The sequence below is a fragment of the Streptomyces sp. NPDC051310 genome, from assembly GCF_044455245.1.
In the GTDB taxonomy this organism is placed as follows: domain Bacteria; phylum Actinomycetota; class Actinomycetes; order Streptomycetales; family Streptomycetaceae; genus Streptomyces.
On record NZ_JBITEO010000001.1, the window covers coordinates 469,551 to 486,480 of the forward strand.

Genomic DNA, 16,930 nt, shown 5'->3' on the forward strand with positions numbered 1-16,930 from the left:
GCCTTCAGCCTGTCGCCGTGTCTCAGTCGCCCAGCAGCAAGCGGTCGAACTGCGGGCTGATCACCGACCAGTCCCAGGTCGCCAGCGAGTGCTTCGCCGCCGCGGCCGTCGCCTCGCGCCAGTCCTCCTCGGAGGCGGTCATGGCCAGGATCCGGTCCGCGGCCTCGCGCTCCGAGCCGACGACCCAGTCGGCGGGGAAGAGGGTCCGCGCGCCGTTCTCCTTGCCGGCGAAGAACGGCCAGTCGCGCACGACCGGCAGCGCACCGCTGACAGCGCCCTCGACCAGCCCGCAGTGGAAGCTCTCGCGGACCGAGGAGCTGAGTATCACGCCCACCCGGGTCAGCGCTCCGGGCACGTCCTCGGTGCGGCCGACCAGCTCGACGGCGTCCGCGAGTTCGGCGAGGTCCTTCTGCAGCAGGTCGTCGTAGGCGCGGGCGGCCGGACTGGCCTTGCGGTCCAGGCCGTTGCCGATGACGACCAGGCGGTAGCGCTCGTCGCGCTCGCGCAGCAGCCGCAGCACCTCCAGGGCCCAGCGGGGGTCCTTGGCGACGGCGCTCACGCCGACCAGGCCGAGGGTGAAGCGGATGTCGCCGCTGTCCTTGTCGCGCTGGAAGCGCTCCAGGTCCATGGCGTTGGCGATCACGTGCAGGCCCGGGCCGCCCGGCTCGGCGAGCCGCGGCAGGGTCTCGACGACGAGGTCGCGCAGGTGGTCGCCGACGAAGACCATGTCGTCCACGCGGGAGGTGTCCACGAGGTGCGGCCAGAAGGTGAACGCCTCGTAGCTGTGCAGCCGTACGACGATCCGGGTCGTGCCCGGGTCGGCGAGGGAGAACAGGGCGGCGGCGTTGGTGCACCAGTCGACGAAGACGGTGTCCGCCCAGTCCAGGTGCGGGCGCAGTGCCGCCTCGACCTGGTCGCCGAACGCCTTCTGCCCGCCCAGCGCGTACTCCATCATCCGCTGGCCGCCCTTGGCGAGCGGCCGCAGCGTCTCGTCCTCCTTGAGGTCGAGGAAGCGGATCTCGACGCCCGGGTGGTCGGCGTACCGGTCGCGGATGGGCTGCAGGAAGTTGTCGTTGGAGTACGTGGTGACCAGCAGCCGCAGGGGCCGGCCGGCGGGCGCCGGGGCGGCGGGCCGCGTGCGTCCCCGGGGGGCGCCGAGCGCGCGGAAGGCGGCCGAGGCGTGGAAGGGCGCCAGGTAGGCGGCCGGGTCCGCGGCGAGCGGAGAGGTCAGCCGGTCGAAGTGGACCGACCGGTGGAAGGCGAGGGTCAGCGCGGAGGAGAGCGCGGCGGCCGCGCCCTTCGCGTCGCCCTGCTGGTACCGCTGGTCGGCGAGGGCGAGCGCCGCCTTGCAGGCGGTGGAGCGCAGTGCCGGGTCGTCGTGGCCGCGCGCCAGGTCGGCGCGGGCGGCCTCGGCGAGCAGGTCGGCGCGCAGTGCCCGGTTTGCGGTGCGCTGGGCGGCCGCGTTGAGGACCATGGTGGCGCCCGCCTTGCGGCCGCCCTTCGCCATGCTCGTGGAGACGCGGCGGGCCAGCTTGGCGCGCAGCCGGTCCGGCACCTTGGGCGCGACGACCGCGGTGCGCCACGCCTTCGCGCCGAGCGCGGTGCGCATCACGGCCGGGGAGGAGGCGCGGCGCAGGGCGGCACCCGCGCCCCGCCGGGCGGCCCGGCGGGTGGAGCGGGCGGCGACGACCGGGGAGGGCACGGTGCGGGCGGCGTCACGCAGGGCGTAGTGGACGGGGCGCTCGCGGCGGGCCTCCAGGGCCTTGAGGGCCGGGGCGATGCCGAAGACGGCGTCGGCGCGCCGGTTGCGCTGGGCCAGGCGCCACACCGCGTACACGGCGGGGGCGTCCAGGGCGACGAGCACCTGGGCGCGGCGCCCGAACCGGCGCACCTGGCGGTCCTGCTCGATGCAGGCCCAGATCCGGCGCGGTCCGGAGAGCTTGGCGACGCGCTTCTCGAAGACGGGGCCGCGCTCGGCGGCCGCCTCGGTCAGCGAGCGCAGCCCGCCCAGGCCGAGGCCCGGCTCGATGTCCTCGCCGGCGAACAGGCCCACCAGCTCGACTGTGGCGCCCGCGGCGCGGAACTTCTCCAGGGATGCCTTGAGGACCGCGGGCTGCGGCAGGGCGCCCGCGATCAGAAGTACGTGCGTCATGCCGAGAGGTCCTCCACCTCGTGCGTGCTCGAGGACGGAGACGTGACTCCGGTTTCCCCCGGTTCCGTGGCGGCCGGGTCGGCCTGGGCGATCAGGCGGCGCACCGCGGGTCCCATCTGCGCCGCGCGCGCATACTGCGCGGCGTGCTTCCTGGCGGCGGCCCGGTCCTCGTCGGTGGCCTCGACGGCGATCCGCGCGGCGCCGGCGTAGGCGCCGGCGAGCGCCTCCACGTCGAAGCCGAAGGCGCCGGTCCACAGCGGGTGCCCGGTCATGACGGTGGTGGCGTCGTGCTCCACCGCGTGCGCGGACATCACGGGCAGGCCGGTGGCGGCGTACTCGTACACCTTGCCGGACGTCATGTACTTGCCGCCCATGATCATCAGCAGCAGGACGTCCCAGCTCGCGAAGATGTCGGGCACCTCGGCCTTGGGTGCGGGTCCGCCGAAGGACACCGCCTGCCCCTGGGCCTGGGCCTGGCGGATCATCTCCATGTGGGCGTTGGCCTCGCGGGCCGCGCCGGACCCGATCTGGCCGCGGATCTCCAGGCGGGAGCGGGCGACCAGCGGGTCGCGCTCCCGGGCGAGCTCCCAGCCGTCGAGGACGGCGCGCAGGATGCGGGGCGGCGAGGTGACCACGCCGAGGTGGCCGAAGACCAGGCCGGCCTCGGGGTCGGGCGTGCGGGTCGTGGCGGGCACGCTGTCCTCGTCGTAGCCGTTGCGCACGACGTGGATGCGGTGGGCCAGGTCGGGGTGGCGCTCGCGGTACCACTCGGCGATGGGGTCGTTGACCAGCCACAGCGACAGCGCGTTCTCCAGGACCTTGCGCTCCCACTGCCCGGAGAAGGAGTCCGGGGTGAAGGCCTCGCCGCCGCCGATGACGTCGACGGACCAGCCGTCGCGGAAGTCGATGGCGTACGGGACGCGGGCGGTTTCCCACAGGTGCAGGGCGGCGGCCATGTTCACGTACGGCACGCAGGTGGCGAGCACCAGGTCGGCGGGCCTGGCCTGGTGGATGCGGGTGACGGCCCGCTCCAGGTCGGCCTTCCAGCCGCCGTAGATCGGCTCGGGGAAGTCCTTCATCCCCTTCTTGCGGTACGCGGCGGCCCACTGGACCGGGCGCAGCGCGCGGTCCTCGGAGAACTTCCGGATGTCGGTCTCCAGGTCCTCGCGGACCAGCGGCAGCTTCACGATGCGCACGCGGGGGTCGACCCGCTCGGAGAGCGTGTGGTCGAGGCCGAAGTCCCGCTCCCAGGACTCGTCGGCGATGGTCACCACCGTCACGTCCCAGCCCTGTGCGATGAACTGGTTCGCTGTTTCACGCATCCGGTAGGCGCAGCTTTTGGCCGCGGGTGGGAACCCGATCGCCAGGTAGATCACATGCTTGGGAGCAGGGATGGTAGACACCCGAAAACGCTAGCATGGCGGGATTGCGCGCCGGCCACGGGCGAGGGGCCGCTCGGTTTCCCCCGGACGACCCCTGGCCGACCGCTGCCGGCAGCCCCCCACCGCCACCACCGGGCGAGACATTCCTCGGGAGAACAGTGATGCCGCAGTCCGATCGAACGGCCCGGCTGGTCTTTCTGGCCGGCACCGACGTCGCCGTCGATTCCCGTACGGGACGCATGGCGGTCGCGGCGGCGCGGGACGGGTGGGACGTCACGATCCTCTCACCCGGCGCGGCCGGCGAGGTGGAGGAGTCCTCCCTCGGGCGCGTCAACCTCGTGCGCGTCCCCGTCGGCACCGCTCTGCGGGAGCGGGCCGCCCAGCGCGCCAAGGGCCACCGCCTGCGCCGCATGATCACCCAGTACGGGCTGACCGGTCCGGAGCAGCTCAGCCGCTTCCACGCCGGGCACGGTGCCTGGGTCCGCCAGTCCACGGCCCGGGCGGGGACGCTGGGCGCGCCCGCCCGCCAGGGCGCCAAGGCGTGGATACGGATGCGGCGCGAGGCGCACCGGATGCGGATGCGCGTCTACCGGTGGGAGCGCCGCCGCGACCTGCAGGCGGGCGGCCCGACCGGCGACTGGCGCACCGACTGGCCGGAACTCCTCGACCTCGACCTGGCGCTCGGCGCGGAGCTGGAGAAGCTGCGGCCGGCCGTCGTCCACGTCCATGACATCTCGCTGCTGGCGACCGCCGCCCTCAGCTCAGCGCGCCTGCGGGCGCAGGGGGTGCGCACCCGCTGGGTGTACGAGATCGCCGCGCCGACCGAGGAGACGGAGTACGCGCCGGAGCGCCGGGCGAGCGCCTACCGCGCGCTGGAGCGGGAGTTCACCGGGCGAGCCGACGCGCTGACCGCGGCGACCGGGCGCCTGGCCGCCTCCGCGCCGGGTGACGTGCTGCTCGTCCCGGAGGCGCCGCCCGCGCCCGCCCCGGCCGACGGACGCGGCCCGCTGCCCGCCGTGCGCAACCTGTGCGGGCTGTACGGCGCGGGGCCGCTGTGGGTGTACGCGGGCGACTTCTCCGGCCACCAGCTGGAGACGGTGTTCGCGGCGCTGGCCCAGCTGCCGGACCACCACCTGGCCCTGGTGTCCCCCGACCCGGTGCCGGACGCGGTGCTCGCGCTCGCCGACAAGCAGGACGTGCGGGACCGGGTGCACACCCCGCCGCCGGCGCTGCCCGGCCTGGCCCACACCTATCTGGCGTCGGCCGACGCGGCGGTCGCGGGCTGCGGCTGCGCTGCGGCCGACGAGCCGGTGCGCGACCGGCTGAGCGCCTGGTACGTGCAGGCCGGGCTGCCGGTGGTCAGCGCGTGCGGGCAGGGCCCGGCCGCTTTCGCGAAGACGGTCGCGGCGGCCGTGGACCCCGGGCGGCGGCCGTCGGCCGAAGAGCGGCGCGCCCACACCTGGGAGCACCGGGTGGCGCCGCTGCTGGCGCTGTACCGGAAGCTGGGCGGCGGCCCGGCGCCGGTCCCGCGCCCGGAGCTGGGCTGGGACGGCGAGCCCCTCCCCGTGCCGAAGGCGGACGCCAGGCCCGCGCGGCCGGTGCCGACGTGGACGCCGCTGACACGGCGGACGCCCATCCGGCTGGGCATGGGCCCCGCGAACTATGCGGGCCAGCTCGCCTCCTTCGCACACGCGGTGTGCCGCAGCCGGCCGGACGTGTCGGCGCAGGTGTTCATGGCGACGGCGCCGGGGACGTTCAACTACCCGGCGGACGTGTACCTCGACAGCTCGAAGCTGGGCCGGCTGACGGTGATGCTGGAGCAGGCCGAGCGGGTCTTCCGCAACTACACGCATGTGATCGCGGACGCCTTCCTGCCGGTGCTGGGGCGGCTCAACGGAAGCCACCTGGAGGACGACCTGCCCGCGCTGCTGCGCACCAGCATCAAGGTGGCGCTGCTGGCGCACGGCAGCGAGATCCGCCACCCGCTGCACCACATGGACCGGGTGGCGCACTCCCTGTTCCACGACGCCCCGGACGGCATGGTGGACCGGCTGACCAAGGTCGCCGAGCGCAACCGCGCCACGGCCGAGCGGTTCGGGCTGCCGTCCTTCGTCACCACCCCGGACCTGCTGGACGACCTTCCGTCGGCCACGTGGGCCCCGCTGGTGGTGGACGTGGACGCGTTCGCCTGCGACCGGCCGGTGATGGAGCGGAGGCGCCCGGTGGTGCTGCACGCGCCGTCGAAGCGGTGGACGAAGGGCACCGACCGGGCCCTGCCGGTGCTGCGGGAGCTGGACGACCGGGGGGTGATCGAGTTCCGGCTGGCCGAGCAGGTCGACTGGACCGAGATGCGGGAGCTGGTCAAGGACGCGGACATCGTGGTGGACCAGTTCGCGATCGGCAGTTACGGCACGTTCGCCTGCGAGGGCATGGCGGCGGGCAAGCCGGTCGTGGCGTACCTGACGGAGACGGTCGCAGCCGCCCTGGGCGAGGACAACCCGGTGGTGAACGCCACACCGGACACGCTGCGGGAGGCGCTGGAGTCGCTGCTGGACGACCGGGACGGCACGGCCCGGCTGGGCGAGCGTTCGGCCCGGTTCGCCCGCAAGTACCACGACGGCACGCGCACGGCGGCGGTGCTGGCGGACTTCCTGCGGTAGCCCGCCCGGCGGGTACGCGAAGAGGCGGCGCCCCCTCCCGCGAGGGGGCGCCGCCTCGTGTCCGTACGCGTACGGAGGCGGTGTCAGCCGCCGATGACGACGCGGCGCACGCCCTTCCAGGCGGCCGGGTCGGTGGTGCGGCGGCCGTCGACCAGCACGGTGACGTCCGGCAGGTCCGCCGGGGTCAGCGTGCGGTACTCGGCGTGGTCCGCCTGGAGGATCGCGGCGGTGACCTTCTCGCCCCGGTGCGCGGTCAGGCCGTGCGCCTCCAGCTCGTCGGCCGTGTACATCGGGTCGGAGACGAACGGCACCGCGCCGCGCGCCTTGAGCGCCTCGACGGTCGGGAAGACGCCGGAGAAGGCGGTCTCCTTGACGCCACCGCGGTACGCGGCGCCCAGCACGAGCACGTTGACGCCGGTGAGGTCGCCGTAGGCGGCGGCCAGCAGGTCCACGGCGTACTCCGGCATCGCGGCGTTGGCCTCGCGGGCCGAGCGCACGACGGTCGCCTGCGGGTCGTTCCACAGGTACATCCGCGGGTAGATCGGGATGCAGTGGCCGCCGACGGCGATGCCCGGCTGGTGGATGTGGCTGTAGGGCTGCGAGTTGCAGGCCTCGATGACCTTCTTGACGTCGATGCCGTTCTGGTCGGCGAACCGGGCGAACTGGTTCGCCAGGCCGATGTTGACGTCCCGGTACGTGGTCTCGGCGAGCTTGGCCAGCTCGGAGGCCTCGGCCGTGCCCAGGTCCCACACGCCGTTCGGCTGCGGCAGGTCGGTGCGGTCGTCGAAGTCGAGGACCTGCTCGTAGAACTCCACACCGCGGCGGCTGGACGCCTCGTCGATGCCGCCGACGAGCTTGGGGTAGCGGCGCAGGTCGGCGAAGACACGGCCGGTGAGCACCCGCTCCGGGGAGAAGACCAGGTGGAAGTCCTCGCCGGCGGTCAGGCCGGAGCCCTCCTCCAGCATCGGCGCCCAGCGGGTGCGGGTGGTGCCGACCGGCAGGGTGGTCTCGTAGGAGACCAGGGTGCCGGGCTTGAGGCCCTTGGCGATCGCCTTGGTCGCGGCGTCCATCCAGCCGAAGTCCGGGGTGCCCTCGGCGTCCACGAACAGCGGGACGACGACCACGACGGCGTCGGACTGAGCGACGGCGGCGGTGGTGTCGGTGGTCGCGGACAGCAGCCCGGCGCCGACGGTCTGCTTGAGCAGCCGGTCCAGGTCGTGCTCGCCCGGGAAGGGCTCCGTGCCGGCGTTGACCAGCTCGACGACCTTCTCGTTGACGTCGGCGCCGATGACCTTGTGGCCCTTGACGGCGAACTGCACGGCGAGCGGCAGGCCGATCTTGCCGAGCGCGACTACACAGATATTCATCGGGTCAGTTTCCTCTTCACACGGGACATCAATTGGCGCAGTCGCTTGCCCACGCCGAGCGAGGGCTCCCAGAGCGGAGCCGTGGTGATCACCAGCCGCCCCTTGGCGTTGGCGTTGGCCGAGATGCGGTACGGGACCCTCTCCCGCCAGCGCCGGGCCAGGGGCAGCGGCCGGCCGCGGACCGGGACCGGGATCTCGTACACCGAGCCTGCCACGTCCACGTACGCGCGGACACCGAGCTTGGCCCGGTGGGGCTCGACGGGGATGCGGGCGCGCAGCACCGTGCCGGTACCGTCGGCCGCCGGCTCGCGGGACGACTCGCCGGCCGGGGCCGGCAGCTCGGTGCCCACGGGCAGCCGGCGCCCGCCGGGCTTGTCGGCGCTCTTGGGCATGGCCTTGGCGGCCAGGCGGAGCGCGGCCGAGCCGGTCTCGCCGGTCACGGGGATCCGTACGGCGAGGCGGACGGCCATGTCGTCGCCGCTCTGGTCCCACTCCGCGCAGAGCAGCTCCGTGCCGGCGGCCAGCTGCCGGGGCACGGCCTCGGCGATGACCTCGAAGAGCCGGTCGGGCAGGCCGAGGCGGGCGTCGCGGAAGCCCGGGTAGCGGGCGAAGGCCCGGCCGTCCTCCAGCAGGAAGGGCGGCGGGCCGTGCTCGGTCTCGTCGGCGATGGCCCGGATCAGCTCGTCCACGGCGCCGCGCTGGGCGAGCCCGATCCGTACGCGCCGCTTGACGTCCAGCTTGTCGCGGATCGCGTCGGTGAAGTAGGTGTCGGCGAGGCGGGCGATGCCCGCGCACAGCTGGACCTGCGTCTCGCGGTCCAGGGAGGGGAAGTCCTCCTGGACGAGCTTGGCGAGCTCCCAGGTGAAGTGGCGCTGGAAGACCGCGTCACGCTTCGGGCCCGCCTCGATCAGGCCGGCCGCGTGCCGCATGATCTCGCTGACGCAGTGCAGACGGGCGAGGTGGTTCGCGCGGTACGTGATGTTCGACGCGTCACCGCGCTTGACCGCGTAGTAACAGGTGTAGTCGGCGACGACGGAGATCTTGCGGGCCCGTACGCACGCCTCGATGGTGAAGGGCTGGTCGGAGCCGACCGGCATGTCCTCCGGGAAGCGCAGCTTGTGCTGCTCGACCAGCTCGCGCCGGAACAGCTTGGTGTTGGCCAGCGTGAACGGCAGCGCCGAGTCGTACAGGCTGACGTCCGGGTCGCTCTTCTTGTAGAGCGCCTGGTGGACGTAGCGGCCGTTGGTGCCGACCATCTTGCCGACGACGATGTCCGAGCCGTGCTCGTCGGCGCAGGCCACCATCCGCTCCAGCGCCTGCTCGCCCAGGTAGTCGTCGGAGCCGATGAAGTAGACGAACCGGCCGGTGGCCACGTCCAGCGCCCGGTTGCTGGGCGCGGCGGGGCCACCGGAGTTCTCCTGGTGGATGACCTTGACGGTGTCCGGGTACTGCTCCGCGAACCTGTCGAGTTCGCGGCCACTGTCGTCGGTGGAACCGTCGTCGACCGCCACGATCTCCAGCCGGTCCCGCCCGATGCTCTGTCCCAGGAGGGAGTTCAGGCACTCGGTGAGGTACGGCATGGTGTTGTAGACGGCGACGACGACACTGACGTCAGGGGTTCCTGCCATCCCCCGCTCCCTGCATCAGTCGGGTGTAGACCGAATCGAGAACCTTGGCCTGGGCTTCCCAGGTCCACTCGTCGAGCCTGCCCTCGACCTCGTATGCGGCGGTGTACCGCTTGGGGTCGGCGAGCACCGCGCGCACGGCGCGCACGTAGTCGGTGACGTCCTCGGCGCGGAAGACCTCGCCCTGGCCGGTCTCCCGGGTCACCTCGGCCATCGTCTTCACATCGCTGACCACCAGCGGCAGCCGGGCGTGCGAGTACTCGAAGAACTTCGTGATCAGCGCGATCTCGTGGTTCGGCCAGTGGTGGATCGGGATGACACCGACGTCCGCGCCGGAGAGGAACGGCACGACCTGCCAGTGCGGTACGTACGGCAGGGCGTGCACCCGCTCGGCCACGCCGAGCTCCTCGGCGCGCGCCATGAGCTCCTTGACGTACGGCAGTTCGGGGCTGGACGCCACGAACAGCACGTGCGCCTCGGGGAGTTCCGGCAGGCCCTCGACCATGATGCCCAGGCCGCGCTGACGGGCCGCCAGACCGCTGTAGACCAGCAGGGGCACGTCCGGGCCGATCCCGCACAGGCCGCGGATGTCCGGCACCGGCTCGTCGGTGAAGCGGGAGGTGGCCGCCGCGTCCGGCGCGTTGAGCACCACCGCGGGGCGCTCGCGCAGCTTGTGCGACTTCTGCAGCAGGTCGGCGAGGCCGCCGGAGACGGTCATCACCGCATCGGCGTACTTCGCGTGCTCCCGCTCGTACGCCACCATCGCGGGCAGCTTGCGCTGGTTGGCCCAGGAGCGCACGCCGGGGAGGAACTCGTGCGCGTCCCACACCAGCTGGACCTTGCGGCCGGCGGCGCGGGCGCGCAGCTTGGCGCGCGAGCCGACGCCGAGCATGCGGAAGTCGTTGGCGTGGATGATGTCCGGCTTCAGCTCGTCGATGACGGGCCCGTACGCCAGCTCGAAGTCCCACACGCCCGGGTCGAGCCGGCGCCAGGCGCGCTCGCCCATGGTCGTCAGCCAGAAGGCGGTGGTCGCACGGTCCAGGACGGCGGAGCGGGTGCGGCGGATGTTGCGCAGCTTGCGCGTCTCACGGGTGCGCAGCGACACCCAGCGGGAGGTCGCCTTGGCCGCCACGCGCGGGACGGTCAGCCAGGCCTTGGCGGCGACCGGGCCGAGCGGCGAGCTCGCCTCGCCGGCCTGCAGCGCGGCGCCGCGCACCCGCAGGTCGGCGCGCCACGCCTTGACCTGCTGGCGGCGGAAGTCGGCGACGCGGTCCGAGGAGTACGCGAGGGGCCGGCGCAGCGGCGCGCCCCGCAGGTCCTTCGGACGGGTCGACATCTTCGACTTCACCCGGATGAGCCGGACCTCGGCGTCGCCGATCATCCAGGTGTCGGACTCCTCCTTGCCGGTCAGCTTGCCGAGCAGGATGACGTCCCAGCCGGCCGCCGCCGCGGAGCTCGCCTGCTTCTGCACCCGGGAGTCTCCGTGCACGCCGTTGTCGACGAGCATGACGATCCGTCCGCGCGTGCCCCTGCGGGCACGCTGCGGATCGCCGGGGGTGTTCTCGGAAATGTCAGGCGACATGGTCCGTCCGGTCCTGGGCCGGGAGGGTGACGGTGGTACCGCTGGAGGCCGACTCGAGGACCGCGGCGGCCACCTCCACCGTACGCAGACCCTGGCGGAGCGTGCAGATGTCCTGCGACTCGCCGAGGACCGCGTCGCGGAAGAGCTCGTGCTCGACGAGGAGCGGCTCCCGCTTCGGGATGGCGTAGCGGATCATGTCGCCCTCGGAGACCCCGCGGAACGCGCGCAGCGCCTCCCACTCGGTGGCCACGGCGGCGTTCGAGTAGAAGGTGAGGTCGGCGGTGAGGGTGTCGGCGATGAAGCAGCCCTTCTCACCGGTGACGGAGGTGAATCGCTCCTTCAGCGGGCTGAGCCAGTTCACCAGGTGGTTGACCATCGTGCCGTCGGACAGCTGGCCGACGGCCGAGACCATGTCCTCGTGCGGGCGTCCCGACTTCGACACGGTGTGGGCGGCGATGGACCGGTACTCCTGGCCCGTGACCCAGCCGGTCAGGTCGATGTCGTGGGTCGCGAGGTCCTTGACCACGCCGACGTCCGCGATGCGGTGCGGGAAGGGGCCCTGGCGGCGTGTGACGACCTGGTAGACGTCGCCCAGCTCGCCGGCCTCCAGCCGGGAGCGCAGGCTGCGCAGCGCCGGGTTGCAGCGCTCGATGTGGCCCACGCCGGCGACCAGGCCGCGTGCCTCGAACGCCTCGACGAGCCGGCGGGCGCCCTCGACGGTGTCCGCGACCGGCTTCTCGATCAGCGCGTGCACGCCGGCGTCGGCCAGCTTCAGGCCGACTTCCTCGTGCAGCGCGGTCGGGCAGGCCACGACGGCGTAGTCGATGCCGAGCGCGATCAGTTCCTCGACGGTGGACAGGACGGGTGCGCCCTGGGCCCAGCCGTTCTTGTCCCCCATCGGGTCGACGACGCCGACGAGCTGTACGCCGTCCAGCCCGGCCAGTACGCGGGCGTGGTGGCGTCCCATCGAGCCGAGGCCGATCAGGCCGGCCCGCAGTCCAGCAGCAGTCACAGGTTCTCTCCCAGCGCGTTCACGGCGGTGACGATGCGCTCCAGGTCGTTCTGGGTCAGCGAGGGGTGGACGGGCAGCGAGACGACCTCGACCGCGGCCTTCTCCGTCTCGGGCAGGTCCCAGTTCCGGCCGGCCTTCTGGTCCGGCTCCCAGTAGGGCTTCAGACGGTGGATCGGGGTCGGGTAGTAGACGGCGTTGCCGACGCCCGCCTCGGTGAGCTTCGCCATCACGGCGTCGCGGTCACCGCCCTGCACCCGGACCGTGTACTGGTGGTAGATGTGGCGCGCGCCCTCGGCGACCGGCGGCGTCACGATGCCCGCCGCGGTGATGTGCTCGCTGAGGTACGCGGCGTTGGCGATGCGCTGCTCGGTCCAGCCGTTCAGCTTCGCCAGCTGGACGCGGCCGACCGCGGCGGCGACGTCGGTCATGCGCATGTTGGCGCCGACGATCTCGTTGGCGTACCGCTGCTCCATGCCCTGGTTGCGCAGCAGGCGCAGGGTGCGGGCGATCTCGGCGTCACCGGTGGAGATCATGCCGCCCTCGAGGGAGTGCATGTTCTTCGTCGGGTAGAAGCTGAAGGTGCCGCCGGTGCCGAAGGCGCCGACCGGGGTGCCGTTCAGCGCCGCGGCGTGGGCCTGGCAGGCGTCCTCGACGACCGCGAGCTTGTGCCGGTCGGCGATGGCCATGATCTTGTCCATCGCGGCCGGGTGGCCGTACAGGTGGACCGGCATGATCGCGGCGGTGCGCGGGGTGATGGCGGCCTCGACGGCGGCCGGGTCCAGGTTGAAGCTGCCCGGCTCGATGTCCGCGAAGACCACGTCGGCGCCGACCAGGCGGACCGCGTTCGCCGAGGCGGCGAAGGAGAACGACGGGACGATCACCTCGTCGCCGGGGCCGACGCCCATCGCCATGAGCAGCAGGTGGAGTGCCGACGTGCCGGAGTTGACGGCGACGCAGTGCCGTCCGTCCACCAGCGCGGAGAACTCCTCCTCGAAGGCCGCCACCTCGGGGCCCTGGACGACGCGGCCGGTGCGCAGTACGCGTACCGCGGCCTCGATCTCATCTTCACCGATGACCGGGCGGGCAGCGGGGATGGGCTGCTCGTTGATGCTCGGCATGGAGTCCTCCTTGAACACCGCAAGAGCTCTTTGTGGCAGAGGTCTGGGGTGTGCGGACGTCTCTCGAGGCCGCGCGTACCCCTCCGGCGCGATGCCGACGCCCTACCGAGGATTGCTGGGACCGGTCTTGTCCCGGAACCGGGTCGGTCACCGGCCGTAGTCTCCGGGCGGGGCCCGCCCACGGCAGCGACCGGCGTCACATTATCAGGAATTTCCTGGTCAATTTCGGGGCCGTTAACGGAGGGAGGCATCGATTCCGAAACGAAATCCCGGTTCCGCCCCGGGTAATCCCGGGGCGGAACACGGAACGTTCCACCGGTGCACACCAACTGTTCAGCCGTCAGCCGGGAGGCGCTGCCCGGCTGTGGCGGCCGGCCGTCAGCTGTCCGTGACAGCCGTCACGGAAGGCGCCGTGGACTGCTCGGCCGCGGCGGTCTTCTTGGCCGCCGTCTTCTTGGTGGTGGCCTTCTTGGCGGTCGTCTTCTTGGCCGCCGTCTTCTTCGCCGTGGCGGTCTTCTTGGCGGTGGCCGCCTTCTTGGCCGTGGCCTTCTTGGCGGTCTTGCGGGCCGTCTTCTTGGCCGGCGCCTCCGCCTCCCCCGCCGTGTCGGCCGCCTCGGCCGCCTCACCGGTCCCGTCCTGCGGCGCCTCGGCCGGGGCCGGCGTGGCCTTCACCACGACGACCGCGGCCTCGTCGGCACCGGTCGGGGAACCGGCGGGAGCCGTGACCTTGCGCACGACGCGGCGGCGGGCACGCGGCGGAGCCGCCACGGGGGCCTCCTCGACGGCGGCCGGCTCCTCGGCCGGAGCCGGCTCCGGCTGCTGCTGCGGGGCGGCCGGCTCGGCCGGCTGCTCCGGAGCGGCGGCCTCGGCCTGCTGCTGCGGCGCGGCGGGAGCGACGACCTCGGCCGCGGCCTCCTCGGCACCCTGGGGGGCGCCGGCCGGGGCCGTCGCCTTGCGGGTGGCCCGGCGGCGCGTACGGCCCTTCGGGGCCGCCTCCTCCTCGGCCGCGGTGACGACGGCCGGGACCGCCTCCACCTCGACGGCTTCCGGCGCCACCTCGGCGAGCGCCGGCTGCGGCGCCGGCTCCTGCGCGGCGCGCGGGGCGCCGGCCGGAGCGGTGGCCTTGCGGGTGACCCGGCGGCGGCCGCGGCCACGGGACGCCGCGGCCTCGGCCTCGGCGACGCTCGAGTAGAGCTCCTCGTCCGGGCGGAACGGCTCCTCCACCGCGACCGGCGCGGCGACCTCCGCCGCCACCTCGGCCTCGGTCTCCACCTCGGGCTCGGCCTCGGCCGCGGTACCGGCCTGCGCGGCCACCGGGGCCTCGACGGCCTCGGCGTCGGCGGCGCGGCCCCGCTTCTTGGCGCGCTTGCCGCCGTTGCCGCCGCCACCGGCGGTGGTCGGCTGCTCCATGTGGACGATCACGCCGCGGCCGTTGCAGTGCACGCAGGTCTCGGAGAAGGACTCCAGCAGGCCCTGGCCCACCCGCTTGCGGGTCATCTGCACCAGGCCCAGCGAGGTGACCTCGGCGACCTGGTGCTTCGTGCGGTCCCGGCCCAGGCACTCCAGCAGGCGCCGCAGCACCAGGTCCCGGTTGGACTCCAGCACCATGTCGATGAAGTCGATGACGACGATGCCGCCCAGGTCGCGCAGCCGCAGCTGGCGCACGATCTCCTCGGCCGCCTCCAGGTTGTTCCTGGTGACGGTCTCCTCGAGGTTGCCGCCCTGGCCGGTGAACTTGCCGGTGTTGACGTCGACCACGATCATCGCCTCGGTCTTGTCGATCACCAGCGAGCCGCCGGACGGCAGCCAGACCTTCCGGTCCAGCGCCTTCATCAGCTGCTCGTCGATCCGGTAGGTCGCGAAGACGTCGGTCTCGGAGGTCCAGCGCTGGAGCCGGTCCGCCAGGTCGGGCGCGACGTGCGACACGTAGCCGTGGATGGTCTCCCACGCCTCGTCACCGCTGACGATGACCTTGGAGAAGTCCTCGTTGAAGATGTCGCGGACGACCCGGACGGTCATGTCCGGCTCACCGTAGAGGAGGGTCGGGGCGTTGCCGCTCTTCGCCTTCCGCTGGATGTCCTCCCACTGCGCCTGGAGCCGCTCGACGTCACGGCGCAGCTCGTCCTCGCTCGCGCCCTCGGCGGCGGTGCGCACGATGACGCCCGCGTCCTCGGGGACGATCTTCTTGAGGATGGTCTTCAGCCGGGCGCGCTCGGTGTCGGGCAGCTTGCGGCTGATGCCGGTCATCGAGCCCTCGGGCACGTAGACCAGGTAGCGGCCGGGCAGCGAGACCTGGCTGGTCAGGCGGGCGCCCTTGTGGCCGATCGGGTCCTTGGTGACCTGGACGAGGACGGACTGGCCGGACTTGAGCGCGGTCTCGATGCGGCGCGGCCCGTTGGCCATGCCGAGCGCCTCGAAGTTCACCTCACCGGCGTACAGGACGGCGTTGCGGCCCTTGCCGATGTCGACGAACGCGGCCTCCATGGACGGCAGGACGTTCTGGACCTTGCCCAGGTAGACGTTGCCGACGTAGCTGGTGGCCTGCTCCTTGTTGACGTAGTGCTCCACGAGCACGTTGTCCTCGAGGACGCCGATCTGGGTGCGCTCGCCGCTCTGGCGGACGACCATCACGCGCTCGACGGCCTCGCGGCGCGCCAGGAACTCCGCCTCGGTGATGATCGGCACGCGGCGGCGGCCCTGTTCGCGGCCCTCGCGGCGGCGCTGCTTCTTCGCCTCCAGGCGGGTCGAGCCCTTGATGGACTGCACCTCGTCGGACGGCTCGGCCTTCTCGCGCGCCGGGCGCGGCTCGCGGACCTTGACGACCGTACGGACGCCGTCGTCCTCGGCGGCCTCCGCCTCGCCCGCGTCACCGCTGCGGCGGCGGCGGCGACGGCGGCGGCGCGAGCTGCTGGTGCCCGCCGCGGACGGGGTCCCGGCCTCGTGCTCCTCGTCCTCGCCCTCCGGCTCCTCCTCCGCCTCGTGCTCGGCGGACTCGGCCTCGTCCGTCTCGTCCTCGGCGGACTCGGCGGACTCGCCACGACGACGGCGGCGGCCCCCGCGGCGGCGGCGACGGGACGGCCGGTCCTCGTACTCCTCGCCCTCCTCGGCGGCCTCGGCCTCGGGCTCCTCGGGCTCCTCGGGCTCCTCGGCCTCTTCGGCCTCGATCGGCTCGATCGGCTCGATCGGCTCGACGGCCTCGACGACCTGCTCGGCGGCGGGCTCGCCCCGGCGGCGGCGACGGCGGCGGCCGCCGGTCTCCACCGGCTCGGGGGCCTCGGCGACCGGGGTCTCCTCCTCGTCCCGCTGCCCCGCGGCCTGCGCGGCGGCAGCCGCGGCGGCCGTCTCCGGGGTCTGGAACATCGGCTCGGTGAAGACCGGCGCCTGGAAGACCGGCACCGCGGGGCGGGTGGCCCGGCGGCGCTCCGGCTTGTGCCCGGGGTCGGTGGTGAACTCGGGAGCGGCGGCGCGGCGGCGGGTACGCCCGCGGGAGGCGGCCTTCTCGGCCGCGGCGACCTGCTCCTCGTCGGCGGTGATCTGGGCGACGGTGCCGGCGGGCAGCGCCTCGCCCTCCTCGGCGACGGCCTCCTCGTCCGGGATCGCCGGACCGCCGGCGGGCGCGGCCGCCTGGCGGACGGCGCGGCGGCGGGTACGGCCGCGCGGCGCCTCGGGGGCCGCCTCGGCGGCTGCCGGCTGCTCGGCGACGGCCGCGGCCTGCGCCTCGGCGGCGGGCTGCTCGGCGGCGGGCTCCTGCGGGGCCTCGACGGCCTTCGGCGGGCCGGCCGGAGCCGTGGCCTTGCGGGTCGCACGGCGACGCGTACGAGCCGGGGCGGCGGCCTCCTCGGCCGGAGCCTCCACGCCCGGGGCCTCGGCGGGCGCTTCGGCAGCGGCCGCCTCGGGGGTCTCCTCGTCCTCGGGCTCCTCGGCCTCGTCCGCCACGGCGGCGGGCTCCTGCGGGGCCTCGACGGCCTTCGGCGGGCCGGCCGGAGCCGTGGCCTTGCGGGTCGCACGGCGACGCGTACGAGCCGGGGCGGC

9 protein-coding genes are annotated in these 16,930 nt (G+C 73.6%); 1 reads left to right on the top strand and 8 read right to left on the bottom strand.

From position 1 onward, the window contains the following. Positions 1 to 22: 22 nt before the first annotated feature. Both ACIA79_RS02120 and ACIA79_RS02125 read right to left on the bottom strand, forming a co-directional pair. The gene (locus ACIA79_RS02120; protein ID WP_399426109.1) at positions 23 to 2,152 is read right to left on the bottom strand and encodes a glycosyltransferase; all 2,130 of its coding nucleotides are present in this window, start codon (positions 2,150 to 2,152) and stop codon (positions 23 to 25) included. Then, positions 2,149 to 3,474, bottom strand: a complete 1,326-nt coding sequence (locus ACIA79_RS02125) for a glycosyl transferase (RefSeq protein WP_399426275.1) — start codon at positions 3,472 to 3,474, stop codon at positions 2,149 to 2,151. The genes ACIA79_RS02120 and ACIA79_RS02125 overlap by 4 nt, the downstream gene beginning before the upstream one ends. A gap of 221 nt (positions 3,475 to 3,695) precedes the next feature. Between ACIA79_RS02125 and ACIA79_RS02130 the strand changes: the two genes are divergently transcribed. After that, complete coding sequence (locus ACIA79_RS02130) at positions 3,696 to 6,194, top strand: glycosyl transferase family 1 (protein ID WP_399426110.1); 2,499 nt, start codon at positions 3,696 to 3,698, stop codon at positions 6,192 to 6,194. Between the two features lie 83 nt (positions 6,195 to 6,277). On the opposite strand, the gene ACIA79_RS02135 is transcribed toward ACIA79_RS02130, so the two are convergent. From ACIA79_RS02135 to ACIA79_RS02160, 6 genes are all read right to left on the bottom strand, one after another. Further along, positions 6,278 to 7,561, bottom strand: a complete 1,284-nt coding sequence (locus ACIA79_RS02135; protein WP_399426112.1) for a nucleotide sugar dehydrogenase — start codon at positions 7,559 to 7,561, stop codon at positions 6,278 to 6,280. Further along, a complete protein-coding gene (locus ACIA79_RS02140) occupies positions 7,558 to 9,189 on the bottom strand; it encodes a glycosyltransferase family 2 protein (RefSeq protein ID WP_399426113.1) in 1,632 nt (543 codons plus the stop codon). The genes ACIA79_RS02135 and ACIA79_RS02140 overlap by 4 nt, the downstream gene beginning before the upstream one ends. After that, positions 9,173 to 10,768 carry a glycosyltransferase gene (locus ACIA79_RS02145; RefSeq protein ID WP_399426116.1) on the bottom strand — a complete coding sequence of 532 codons (1,596 nt, stop codon included), beginning with the start codon at positions 10,766 to 10,768 and terminating at the stop codon, positions 9,173 to 9,175. Before ACIA79_RS02145 ends, ACIA79_RS02140 begins: the two co-directional genes overlap by 17 nt. Beyond that, positions 10,758 to 11,780: a Gfo/Idh/MocA family protein gene (locus ACIA79_RS02150; protein ID WP_399426117.1), complete on the bottom strand. Its 1,023-nt coding sequence runs from the start codon at positions 11,778 to 11,780 to the stop codon at positions 10,758 to 10,760. Before ACIA79_RS02150 ends, ACIA79_RS02145 begins: the two co-directional genes overlap by 11 nt. Next, the gene (locus ACIA79_RS02155) at positions 11,777 to 12,898 is read right to left on the bottom strand and encodes a DegT/DnrJ/EryC1/StrS family aminotransferase (protein ID WP_399426119.1); all 1,122 of its coding nucleotides are present in this window, start codon (positions 12,896 to 12,898) and stop codon (positions 11,777 to 11,779) included. The genes ACIA79_RS02150 and ACIA79_RS02155 overlap by 4 nt, the downstream gene beginning before the upstream one ends. Before the next feature lie 378 nt (positions 12,899 to 13,276). Next, positions 13,277 to 16,930 (bottom strand): ribonuclease E/G (locus tag ACIA79_RS02160; protein ID WP_399426121.1); only part of this gene is annotated, 3,654 nt, incomplete at its 5' end.